Raw genomic sequence first — 8810 nt, 5'->3', positions numbered from 1 at the left:
GCACACGGTGGCGATGCCGCCGTCGCCATGGCAGGACGACACGGTGCGCTTCCGCTGCGCGTTCAAGGCGTGACTGACGGTAGGTCATAAATTTATGCCGCTGCAAGCCAGTCCCGTAATCTGACCCCGAACGAGTGGCCACACCTTCGCAGTTGAGGAAAGAAGGACGTCGTGCCAGCAAGACGGCACCCCACAGCACGACAGATGCGCCTGGGGATCGAACTCCGCAGACTCCGGGAAGCCGCTGGACTCAAGGCGACCGAGGCGGCCGGCCTGCTCGGGGTCAACTCGGTACAGATGAGCCAGATGGAGTCGGGGATCGCCGGGGTGAGCGAGCAGCGTGTGCGTCGGCTCGCCGCCAATTACGCCTGCTCCGACGAAGGTCTGATCGAGGCCCTGGCGGTCATGGCGAGGGACCGTACACGCGGCTGGTGGGAGGACTACCGAGGCGTACTCCCCGCCGCCTACCAGGACCTCGCCGAGCTGGACCACCACGCGCGGTACCGTCACGACGTCGCCGTCATCCATGTGCCGGGTCTCTTCCAGACGGAGGACTACGCCCGCGCCCTCTTCGCCTACCTGAACCCCGAGTTCCCGGACAGCGAGGTCGATCTCCGTGTGGAGCACCGGATGAAGCGGAGGGTCGTCATCGACGGGCCCGAGCCCATCCCGTACGAGGCCGTGATCCACGAGGCGGCGCTACGCATCCGGGTCGCCGGACGTACCGCCTCCCGGGCTCAGCTGGACCGCATCCTGGAGGTGTCCGGGGCCGGCCACGTGACCGTTCGGGTCATCCCCTTCGAGCTGGACGACTTCGCGGGTGCCGGTGCCACCATGGTGCACCTGGGCGGCGCGGTCCCTCGGCTCGACACCGTCGTGCGTGATGCTCCGCACGGCACGGCCTTCGTCGACTCCGAGGCGCAGCTGGAACACTTTCGAAAGCTGTTCCATAGGGTGAAGGGAGCGGCACTGCCACCGCGGCAGTCACGCGAACTCATCCACCAACTGGCCAAGGAGCTGTGAGGACCGGCATGACCATGCCCGCCGTGTGGAAGAAGTCGTCGTTCTCCGGTGGAGGCGAGGGCAACGACTGCGTCGAGATCGCCGAAGGCACCACCCGCATAGCCGTCCGTGACTCGAAAGCCCCCGCCCGAGCCACCCTCACCTTCGCCGCCCAGGCGTTCACCCCCTTCATCGACGCGCTGAAGACCCCGGGCCCCACCGCCGGCAGGGTCGGCTAGTTCCGCGAAGACACACAATTCGAGAGAGGCACACCATGTCGTTCGGTCCGCCGCCCGCGGGTTTCAGGCCTGCCGCGCCGCCCGCCCGAACGCCGCCGACACAGATCGAGCAGGCCCTGACGGAAGCGAAGGCGCGGGAGGACTGGACGGCGTACTTCGAGACCCTCGCGGACAGTCGGCTGTACTTCGAGGTACGGCGTGACGGGGCGGACGCGGATCCGAGCCGGACGGTTCCCGTCTTCGGGCACGATCCGCGGGTGGCCGGCGGGCGGGTGTGGGCCGTGCACACGGAGGGGATGCTGCCCGCGCCCGATCCGCACCGGGTGCTCGACCGGCAGAAGCTCGGGTGGTTCGCCAAGGTGTGGGCGCCGACGGATCCGGCGATGATCGTGGTCAACCCGGGGACCCCGTGCGAGGCGTTCCTGCCCTCCGCGCCGCCGCGCTCCGTCGCGTGGGCCCGGCACGGCGCGCGGGACAGGGCTCCCCTGGACCGGGCGCGGGTGCTCGCACGGCGCGGTACTGCTCGCCGCCGGAGGCCGAGGCCGCCGTCGTGGCGGCGGGCCGGGCCGCCGCGCTGTCGTACAAGTCGTGGCGGGACTTCGCCGCCGGGTACATCCTGGGGCGCTGTCTGCACTTCGACGACGAGGAGTTCGGGAACTGGTACACGGACATGGTGGACGTCCACCGGGTCCTGATGCCCGACCCGGAGAGTCCCTGGCTGACCGTTTCCTTCAGGTGAGGTCCGGCCGACGGCCGGATGCGGCGGGTTGGCCGCGTGTGTGCGGGCTACGGCGAGTTTCGGCCGGAGACCGCGGGCACACCGGCAAGTATTGACCTGATCATGCCAAGGTCGGACCATGAGCGCCAGCCCCGCACAGCGGACCCACAGCCACCGGCTCCCCGCGTCCGCACCCGCACGTCGCACTGAGGCACCTCAGCTCCCAGCTCCACTCCCCCACTTCCGGCGACCCCGGAATCCCTGGAGATCCAAGGAGAGTTCATGCGACTTCGCATCCGCGGCTCCGGCGCGCGCGGCAGCAGGCGTACCGCCGCACTCGGCGCGCTGCTGGCCCTCGCTCTCGCCGCCCCCGTCTCGGCCTCCGCCACGCACGCGGCCGCCGAGAGCGCCCGGAGGACCGATCCGGCGTCCACCGAGGACATCCGGCAGTACGAGATCCACCGCAGTACGAATCCCGTGACGCGGACGGCCATCCAGGCCACCGGTGTCACCGTGGACGAGGCCGACGAGGAGACCGTGGTCGTCTCCGGCCGGGCCGACCAGATCCGGCGGTTGCGCCGGCTCGGGTACGACGTCACGCCCCTGGGCGCGCCGCCCGACCGGACCGGCGCCCGCGGCGAGCAGCGATTGCACGACTTCCCGAGCTCCGACTCGAAGTACCACAACTACGCCGAGGCGAACGCCGAGATCGACCAGCGGATCGCCGCCCACCCGGACATCATGAGCAAGCGGGTGATCGGGAAGTCGTACCAGGGCCGGGACATCGTCGCCGTCAAGGTCAGCGACAACGTGGGCACCGACGAGAACGAGCCCGAGGTGCTGTTCACCTTCCACCAGCACGCCCGCGAGCACCTGACCGTGGAGATGGCCCTGTACCTGCTGCGCGAGTTCGCCGCCGGGTACGGGAGCGACCCAAGGATCACGAACCTCGTCGACAGCCGCGAGATCTGGCTCGTCCCCGACCTCAACCCGGACGGCGGTGAGTACGACATCGCCACCGGGTCGTACCGGTCGTGGCGGAAGAACCGGCAGCCCAACTCCGGCTCCTCGTACGTCGGGACCGATCTCAACCGGAACTGGGACTACAAGTGGGGCTGCTGCGGCGGCTCGTCGAGGACGAAGTCGTCCGAGACCTACCGCGGCACCGCCGCCGAGTCCGCGCCCGAGGTGAAGGTCGTCTCCGACTTCGTGCGCAGCCGGGTCGTCGGGGGCAAGCAGCAGATCAGGGCCGGTATCGACTTCCACACCTACAGCGAGCTGGTGCTGTGGCCGTTCGGGTACACGTACTCGGACACCGCCCCCGGGATGACCGCCGACGACGCCGCCGCGTTCAAGGCCGTGGGCCGGAAGATGGCGGCCAGCAACGGCTACACCCCCGAGCAGTCGAGCGACCTGTACATCACGGACGGGTCGATCGACGACTATCTGTGGGGCACGCAGAGGATCTTCGACTACACCTTCGAGATGTATCCGACGTCCTCCTGGAACGGCGGTTTCTACCCGCCCGACGAGGTGATCGAGCGGGAGACCTCGCGCAACCGGGACGCGGTGCTGCAACTGCTGGAGAACGCGGACTGCATGTACCGGTCGATCGGGAAAGAGGCCCAGTACTGCGGCTAGGAGGGGCGCGGGCGGGGGCGCCGGGTCCCTCCCGGCGCCCCCGTCGTCACGCGGCCCTACGCCTCCTCGAAGTACGCGTCGAGCACCGCGTCCAACCGGGACTCCCATTCCTTGAAGCGGGACCTGGACGTCGCCTCGATCTCGATCGGGTACCAGCGGCGGTCCGGGGTGTGCACGGTGATGGTGAAACGCTTGCCGAAACGGGCGGACTCGGTCTCGACCGCGGCGATCTCGTCCCAGTGGAACTCGCAGTCCTCCTCGTCCAGACGGAGTCGGACGCCGCGGTGGTCGGCCGCGAACCGGGCCCGGCGGTCGGAGGCCTCGAAGACGGGGGCGCCGTCCTCGGGTGCGCTCGCCTGTGCCGGTTCCTTCTCCGGTCCGCCGTCCGCCGTCTCGGAGGAGGGCAGTTCGGAGGACGCCGGTTCGGCGGACGCCGGTTCGGCGGACGCCGGTTCGGCGGACGCCGCTTCGGCGGGCTCCCGGGTCGCCGGCTTCGCGTCCTCGACGTCGGGCCCGGGCCCGGTCGTCGGCGTGGCGTCCGCCGGTTCCGGTTCCGTCGCCGGTGCGGTGATCCCCGGGATGAAGGCCGGGTCGAAACCGGCGCCCTTGACGGGCTCGCCCTTCAGGGGCTGGCTGCTCGATCCTATGCGCTGGTCCACGGCGGCAGTATGGACGACATTCCTGTGCCGGAACCAGTCAGCTCGCTCTTCCTGAGGGTCCACACGGGTCACTCCTGCACAAACAGGCTCACCGCCCGGCGCCGGAGAGGACCCCGGAGGGAGGGCGCTGGGGAGGCAGGCACCCGAGCCGTCGTCAGCCCAGGACGGCGAGGGCGTCGATCTCGACGAGGAGGCCGGGCGGCAGGCCGACGTAGACCGTGGTCCGGGCGGCGGGCGGCGGGCGGCTGGGTGAGGCCCTGCTCGCCGAAGTAGGTGTCGTAGATGTCGTTCATCTCGGCGAAGTGGTCCACGTCGGTGAGGTGGACGCGGATCATCATCACGTCGTCCCAGCCGGCGCCGCCCTCCTCCAGGATCGCCCGGACGTTGGCGGGGGTCTGCAGGGTCTGCTCGCGCGGCGTCGGGCCGGCGGGTGTGGGGGGCTTGCCCTCCTCGGCGGGCAGGAAGCCGACCTGGCCCGCGACCTGGAGGATGTTGCCCGTGTCGGGTGAGATGCTGGACAGCGGTGAGCGACATACGCAATGGACGTTGCATGCAGTGCAACGCACCGGATCAGGAGGTCACATGCCCCGCGGCACCGGCGCCGAAGCGCTCGCCCGCCTCACCGAGGAACGGGTGGACCACCGTTTCAAGGGCCTCCCGCCGGACGCCGAGGGCCTGACCGTCGCCGAGCTGGCGGCCCAGCGCCGCAACCTCTTCACGGGCGGGTTCAGCACGCCCGTCCTCGCGCTCTCCGCCGAGCGGCTGGAGCACAACCTGGCGCTCATGGAGGCCTACGCGGAGCGCCACGGCCTGGCCTTCGCGCCGCACGGCAAGACCTCGATGGCCCCGCAGCTCTTCCGGCGGCAGATCGAGCACGGCGCCTGGGGCATCACCCTCGCGGTGCCGCACCAGGTGTGGGTGGCCCGGGCGTTCGGCGTCGAACGGATCTTCCTGGCCAACGAACTGGTGGACCCGGCCGCGCTGCGCCGCGTCGCCGCCGAGCTCGCGGCCGACCCGGCGTTCCGCCTGGTCTGCTACGTGGACTCGGTGCGCGGCGTCGAGCTGATGGACGCGGCCCTGCGGGGCGCCGCCCGGCCGGTGGACGTCGTGGTGGAGCTGGCCGCGGGCGACGGGGCCCGGACCGGGGTGCGCACGGAGGCGGAGTGCGCGGCCGTCGCCGACGCCGTGGCCGCCGTGCCGACGCTCCGGCTGGTCGGGGTCGCGGGGTACGAGGGCGAGGTGCCGCGGGCCGACACCGGGCGGGTGACGGCCTACCTGCGGCGACTGACCGCGCTGGCCGCCGACTTCGACAGGAGCGGCCGGTTCGCCGGGGTGGACGAGATCGTGGTGAGCGCCGGCGGCAGCGCGTGGTTCGACGCGGTGGCCGACGTGTTCGCCGCGATCCCCGAACTGTCCGCGCCGGTGCTCAAACTGCTCCGCTCGGGCGCCTACGTCTCGCACGACGACGGGCACTACCGCAGGCTCACCCCCTTCACCCGCGTCCCCCAGGAGGGCGCCCTGGAGCCCGCGTTCCGGCTGTGGGCGCAGGTCGTCTCCCGGCCGTCCGCGGAACAGGCCTTCGTCAACGCGGGCAAGCGGGACGCGGCCCACGACCTCGACCTGCCCGAGGCCCAGGTGGTGCGCCGGGACGGCACCGAGCGTCCGGCCGACGGTGTCACCGTGACCGGCCTGTCCGACCAGCACGCCTGGCTGCGCACCACCGGGGAGGCTGATCTGGAGGTCGGTGACTGGGTCGGCTTCGGCCTGTCCCACCCCTGCACCTCCTTCGACAAGTGGCAGCTCATCCCGCTGGCCGAGGCGGACGGGACGGTCGTCGACTACATCCGCACGTTCTTCTAGGGCGCGACGTGGCGGAACTGGTCGTCCGGGGGACGCGGACGTCGTCGACGGCAGCGGCGCCGGCGCCTACCGCGCCGACGTGGTGGTCGACGGCGGCCGGATCGTCTCCATCGTCAGGGAGGCCGACCTGGAGGTCACCGGCTCGGACGGCTGTCACGGCGTGCCGGTGGAGGGGGACACGATCGAGATCTCCGGTGTGACCGGCCCTGCCCTGGCGGGCGAGGTCGGACGGACCGTGCGGGAGTCGGCGGACGCGCGGGGCGAGGACCCCTGGACGGCCGCCCGCCGGCTGCTCGTCGAGGACCGGCTCGGCACGTCGGTCCTCCAGCACGTCGGCCACGAGGAGAACGTCCGCACGATCATGCGGCACCGCGCCCACACCGGCGGTTCCGACGGCATCCTGCGCGGTGCCAAGCCGCACCCGCGCGCGTACGGCACCTTCCCCCGCTATCTCGGCCACTATGTGCGGGAGGCGGGTGTGCTGTCGCTGGAGGAGTGCGTCGCCCACCTCACCGCGCGGCCCGCGGTCCGGCTGCGGCTGCCGGACCGGGAGCTGGTGCGCGAGGGGTACCGGGCCGACCTGGTGCTGTTCGACCCGGACACCGTCGCCTCCGGTGCCACCTTCGCCGAGCCCAGCGTGCTCCCGGCCGGGATTCCGTACGTGCTGGTCGACGGCCGGCTCGCGATCGACGACGGCCGCCGCACGGACGTGTCGGCGGGCCGGGCGGTCCGCCGGTCACCGGTGTGACCGCCCGGCCCTGGGCCACGCGCCCGGACCGGGCGCGTGGCAGCCGGGGCTACGGCTTGGGCAGGGTGCAGCCGGACGCGCTCAGGTTCAGCTTGTTGCCGGTGGTGAAGCAGGCCGGGATGTTGTAGGTCTCCTCGGCGTAGTTGATGCCCTGGCGGACGGTGACGTTGCCGCTCTCGTCGACCTCGCAGGGGTTGTTCTCGGTGCAGCGCCGGCCGTCCTCGTTGCCCGTGTTGTTGACGGCGACGACCTTGCCGGTGGCGGTGTCGATCACCGGCGAGCCCGAGGTGCCGCCGATGGTGTTGCAGGCGGAGGTGTAGCGGACCGAGTCCTTCCAGGTCCAGCCGCCCTCCTTCAGGCGGTACACGAAGCCGTCGATGTTGCAGCTGTAGACGCGCTTCCAGTAGCCGGAGACGACCTTGATGGCGGTGCCGGCCACCGGGTGGGTGTCCTGCACGGTGAGCGGGCCGATGCCGTACGAGTTCTTGATCGCCGCGTAGGTGGTGGTGGTGCGGTAGATCGTGACGTCGGTGTCCGTCATGGTCGAGTAGACGACCTGGTTGGCGCGGAGCGTGGCCACCTTGCGGCCGGAGGAGTTCAGCAGGCCGAAGCTGCGGCTGGAGGACTGGCCGGTGATGACCTGGCCGGGCGCCGGGAAGCCGGTCTCCAGGCAGTGGCCGTTGGTGAGCACGAGCGCCGGGTCGGTGTCCGCGGAGCCGGGGAAGCGGATGACCGAGCCCGAGCAGTTGCTGAGCGAGACGGTACCGGCGAAGTTGACGGTCACGCCGTGGGCCGCCTTGGCCTGCGGTGCGGCGGCCGCGGGGGTCGCGCCCAGTCCGGCGATGGCCAGGGAGGAGAGCGCGGCCAGGAGAGGCTTGTTCATGTGGGGGTCCCCTCTTACGACTTGGGCGACCGGAGATCTTCCGGCCGCCTCACGTCTTGTCATGAGCATTCTCATGAGAGGGGCGTGCGGGGGCAAGCAGTTGTATGCGACGACCTGACCGCCCGGGGCATACGCGCACGTTTGTCGGGCGGCGGACCGCCATCCGGCCGAGCGGCGGACCACAACTCCACCTCAATCGCTACCCACTTGGCGGCGCGCTACCGCCGGCGCCGGCTACTGGGGGCGCTTGGTCGCGCCGTGCCCGTGGCCCCGGCCGCCGCCGGGGGTGCTCCAGTCGGACTGGGTCGGCGTGGCACCGGTGAGCGTCGGTGCGGGCGTGGCGGAGGCCGAGGCGTTCGGGGATTCGGGCGCGCCGGTGGCGGTGGAGCCGTCGGTGGCGGTGGCCGTCGCACCGGCCGCGGCGGGCACGGAAGCGGTGGACGACGACGCCGCGGGAGGCCCGCCCTCCGTGCCGGGCGCGGTCGTCGCGGGGTCCGGGGAGTCCGCGCGGGTGGGCGCGGCACCGGGGGCGCGGCCGGGCCCGTCGCCCGCGGGGCGTGTTCCCGACGGGGCGCCGTCCGGCCAGGCGAGCACCGCGATCACCGCGACCGCGCCGACCGCGCCGAGGCCTCCGGCCAGCAGTGCCGTCCGGCGGCCGCCCGCCCGCCGCTTCCGGCGCCGGTCGCGGCGGCCGCCGTCCGGCCCGCCCGGGACCCGCGGCCCGCCGGACCCGGGCGGCCCGGAGAGCGCGGGCAGCTCGCGGGTCTCGTCGTAGGCGTTCTGCCAGCCGTGGGCGGCGGCGGGATCGGCGTACTCCTCGTAGGAGGGAGCCGCGACCGTCTGCGGGTGGTACACGTTCGGCTGAACCTCCGGCTCGCCGCCGCCACCGTGCGCCTCGTACAACCCCACCCTCCCCTTGACCGACCGTCCTCGCGCCGCACCCCTGTCGCACCAGGCCCATCGGCGGCCTCGGCGCAACGGCACCGCGGCGCATTCTAGGGACGCGAGTGACTTCCGAGACAGCTACCGCCGATAACAAGGCAAACCGCATCGTCTCAAG

General features: G+C 71.9%; 8 protein-coding genes and 2 pseudogenes. 6 read left to right on the top strand and 4 right to left on the bottom strand.

Features of this window, described 5'->3' with window-relative positions:
- Positions 1-171 precede the first annotated feature (171 nt).
- The 4 genes from MXD57_RS18360 to MXD57_RS18345 all read left to right on the top strand — a co-directional run bounded on the left by MXD57_RS18360 (position 172) and on the right by MXD57_RS18345 (position 3600).
- Entirely contained in the window at positions 172-1023 is an 852-nt protein-coding gene (locus MXD57_RS18360) for a helix-turn-helix domain-containing protein (RefSeq protein ID WP_374114721.1), read from the top strand.
- 8 nt (positions 1024-1031) lie between these two features.
- Complete coding sequence (locus MXD57_RS18355) at positions 1032-1241, top strand: DUF397 domain-containing protein (protein ID WP_250402545.1); 210 nt, start codon at positions 1032-1034, stop codon at positions 1239-1241.
- 451 nt (positions 1242-1692) lie between these two features.
- Positions 1693-1980 carry a DUF1266 domain-containing protein gene (locus tag MXD57_RS31830; RefSeq protein WP_250402544.1) on the top strand — a complete coding sequence of 96 codons (288 nt, stop codon included), beginning with the start codon at positions 1693-1695 and terminating at the stop codon, positions 1978-1980.
- A gap of 261 nt (positions 1981-2241) precedes the next feature.
- Complete coding sequence (locus tag MXD57_RS18345; protein ID WP_250402542.1) at positions 2242-3600, top strand: M14 family metallopeptidase; 1359 nt, start codon at positions 2242-2244, stop codon at positions 3598-3600.
- A 56-nt stretch (positions 3601-3656) separates the two neighbouring features.
- Here the strand turns inward: MXD57_RS18345 and MXD57_RS18340 are convergent, their stop codons facing one another.
- Positions 3657-4259, bottom strand: coding sequence for a hypothetical protein (locus MXD57_RS18340; protein ID WP_250402540.1), 603 nt, complete (start codon positions 4257-4259; stop codon positions 3657-3659).
- Positions 4260-4413: 154 nt separating this feature from the next.
- Positions 4414-4756: pseudogene (locus tag MXD57_RS18335) on the bottom strand (RidA family protein); the annotation flags it as partial.
- An 85-nt stretch (positions 4757-4841) separates the two neighbouring features.
- Between MXD57_RS18335 and MXD57_RS18330 the strand changes: the two are divergent.
- Together MXD57_RS18330 and MXD57_RS18325 are read left to right on the top strand one after the other, a co-directional pair.
- Positions 4842-6119, top strand: a complete 1278-nt coding sequence (locus MXD57_RS18330; protein WP_250402538.1) for an amino acid deaminase — start codon at positions 4842-4844, stop codon at positions 6117-6119.
- A gap of 124 nt (positions 6120-6243) precedes the next feature.
- A pseudogene (locus MXD57_RS18325) lies at positions 6244-6867 on the top strand (amidohydrolase family protein); the annotation flags it as partial.
- A 49-nt stretch (positions 6868-6916) separates the two neighbouring features.
- Here MXD57_RS18325 and MXD57_RS18320 read toward each other — a convergent pair.
- The gene (locus tag MXD57_RS18320; protein ID WP_250402536.1) at positions 6917-7750 is read right to left on the bottom strand and encodes a S1 family peptidase; all 834 of its coding nucleotides are present in this window, start codon (positions 7748-7750) and stop codon (positions 6917-6919) included.
- A gap of 234 nt (positions 7751-7984) precedes the next feature.
- A complete protein-coding gene (locus tag MXD57_RS18315) occupies positions 7985-8659 on the bottom strand; it encodes a hypothetical protein (protein ID WP_374114720.1) in 675 nt (224 codons plus the stop codon).
- Between the last annotated feature and the right edge of the window lie 151 nt (positions 8660-8810).

Origin of the sequence: Streptomyces cellostaticus (assembly GCF_023630175.1) — a bacterium.
Classification (GTDB): Bacteria; Actinomycetota; Actinomycetes; order Streptomycetales; family Streptomycetaceae; genus Streptomyces; species Streptomyces cellostaticus_A.
This window is presented reverse-complemented; position numbering and strand designations above follow the sequence as displayed.